At 42.0% G+C, this 2,471-nt stretch carries 2 protein-coding genes; both read right to left on the minus strand.

Annotation, left to right across the window (positions count from 1 at the left end):
- Positions 1 to 97 precede the first annotated feature (97 nt).
- Complete coding sequence (locus ACZFYI_RS19020; RefSeq protein WP_462525698.1) at positions 98 to 1,255, minus strand: hypothetical protein; 1,158 nt, start codon at positions 1,253 to 1,255, stop codon at positions 98 to 100.
- The coding region (locus ACZFYI_RS19025) for a glycosyltransferase (RefSeq protein ID WP_462525699.1) at positions 1,256 to 2,471 on the minus strand (1,216 nt) is incomplete at its 5' end.

Genomic DNA, 2,471 nt, shown 5'->3' on the forward strand with positions numbered 1-2,471 from the left:
CTTTTTTGGCTACTTTTTTTGTCAAGAAAAAAAGTAGCTGTAATGAAGACATTTGAATAATCCATTACTTCAAGAAATGAAAACATGATAATCATTATCATTTAAAAATGGTATATCTACACCCCACCAAATAAAAAAAAACCATATAAGTACTCTTCATCCTCACCATGATCCCCAAATTATTCAAAGTCATAGAAAACACCACCCCCATCAAAACCGCTACCGCCAACCCGCAAAGAATCACCTTTGGAACAACCACCGGCCTTTTCTTTACCCACCCAAACACCAATCCTCCTACCAAACCAACAAGCAACAAAACAGCAATTGTATTTTCAACTGCCGCTGCCACATCCCAAAAATCCCTTAAATCTTGCCAAAATGGCCTAAAAAAAAGAGTCCATAGCTTTTGGGCCCAGCCATATCCTTCCATTGGAACCTCTGACCCAGCTCCAAATCCACTCAGAAATTCCATTTGCCCGGCATTGAATTGCCTCAAGGCTTCTAAAGAATATTCCTCCAGATGCATTGAAATAAATATCCTATTCAATGCAAAAAACCCTATTATGAGTACCAAAACAGATACAAGGGACTTAACCCTAAATGATATTCCTTTTTGGAACAAAAAACAAATCCAAGCTACCAAACCCAAAACCAAACCGGCAATAGGCCGAACCCAAAAAGAAATAACCACTCCCAACACCAAAAATACCCAATGCCGTGGCAAATCCGCCAATCCCTTTACCGCCAATCCCATACCTAAAATCAAAAGGGCTTCCTTCCCTACCCCAGAAGACCAAAAATGTAGGTTTGGTAAAAAAAACAAAGCCAACCAACCCATTTCAATCCATTTGGAAGAAGACACAGGCCAATACCTGACAGCCACGAGATAGATCTCCCGGATACCCAAAAAGGAAACAAGACCATAAAAGACATTCCCAAACAAAAATCCCAAACCCAAAACCTTGGAAGGAACAAAATTCAGCCATTGTAGAAAAAACGTGCCTCTTCCCCAATATTCCGACCAAGTCGAGGCTTCTTGAGAGAGGTCAGCTGTGAGATTCCAATAACGGATGGCATCTCCGCCGTTTTTTTGAAGGTAATAATGAAAAACAAAGGAAATCAGAAAATGATAAACCCACAGAAGCTGAAGCCCGACATCCTGTATCTTAGACAAACCGATCTTCTTACTGAACCGTACGTTGGTCCAAGTACCAAAAATCAGAATCCAGGAAGAAAGGATAATATCTATAAACATTTATCCGCGCAATGCTTTCAAATAACTCTCCACACTTTTTTCCAGACTGAATTGCTCCACTCCAAAATCCCGAATCGAACCCCTATCCAGATTTCCAAGACCAAGCATCCACGCACTCAGATTTTCAGAAAAAACCACTTCTTTCTCTTCCTTCAGAAGGTAACAAAACGGTTTTCCTTCCAAAATCGCTTCGGTATCTCCTACTCCCTTGGAAGCAATCACAGGCAAGCCACACAATATATATTCGCCCAGCTTGATTGGTGCAATCCCTGATAGGCTTGGGGCTGATTTCCTCAAACTTAAACCCACATCACCGGCAGAAAGGTAAAAGGGGATCTCTGCAAAAGCCCCATTTTTGATGACTACAGCATTCCTGAGTTCGTTTGGAATCCTTGTTTCAACATAACCGGGATTTCTTGTCAAAATCAAAAATTTGGATCCTGATTGTTCACGATGCCATTCTTGAAACAATCCCATCATCTCATCTACCATGTATTGGGGACCAACAGTACCGGTATAGATCCAAAGCAAATCCTTTTCGGACATACCCAATTCACGGCGTATCCGCAACCGGCTTTGAGAATCGGGTTTGAAAATCTCGCTGTCACGCCCATTGCCCACCACAAAAAAATTACTCCGATATCGCTCTCCAATATTTGCCACATGGATATCCAAGGCTTTTTGCGTCCTTACCAATACTTTGTCTGCCCGCTTCAACATCTTCCTCTCTTCCTTTTTCAAAAGCCGGTATTGTTTTCCATTTGGATCCAATCCGGCATAATCAACCCTTTCCTCCAAGGGAAAGCCATCTGCATCGAAAACCAAAGAAACAGCCTTTGTGGATAGCCAATCCCAGAGTCTGTTGACCATCATGGCAGGCATGGTGGACCTAGGCATCAACACATTTATTTGGTGTTCTTGGATGTACTTTTTGAGATAGTGAACCCCTTGATAAACAGACCATATTGCTCCAATAGCAGCGATAGGTTTGCGGTGAATGGGATACTGTACATAAGCAATAACATGATCGGCAGACAATGCTGTGAGGCGTTGTACTTCCTTGGTACTTGCCCAAGAAAATTGCATCACGTGCACCCTAAAGCCACCATCTTCCTGCAATCCTTTAAAAATCGGAAAGAACAGGGACTCCAGGTAATTCGTGCTTTCCGAATCCCAGGTTACAAAAAGGAGGTTTTGAGGATTTGTTTGAATGGTT

This window comes from Aquiflexum sp. (genome assembly GCF_977115555.1).